Genomic DNA, 231 nt, shown 5'->3' with positions numbered 1-231 from the left:
GAACCACCGGGTTGCGTGTACTCAAAATAACCTCCAAAAGGACTATTAGGTCTTTTAAGAGGTTGTGTTGGGTCACATGCTACTGCAGCACCTATAGCTCCTGTATTTGTATAGTTGTTGGCATCAAGACTTCCCACTGAAGTAAGTCGTAATTTTAAAGTGTTCTTAAGTAAATTTCCTGTAAGACCAAGTGGCAATGCATTTCTTCTATACAAATCTCTTCTTAATACA

Annotated in this window: 1 protein-coding gene; it reads right to left on the bottom strand. The window is 38.5% G+C overall.

Going from position 1 to position 231, the window contains the following annotated elements; translation table 11 throughout:
- Window positions 1-231: hypothetical protein (locus tag ACY2RS_RS16015; protein WP_490099642.1), on the bottom strand; the 231-nt coding region annotated here is incomplete at both ends.

This window comes from Patiriisocius sp. 208BN25-11 (assembly GCF_058147145.1).
The sequence above is the reverse complement of the archived record's forward strand: the minus strand, read 5'-3'. Positions and strand labels throughout refer to the sequence as shown.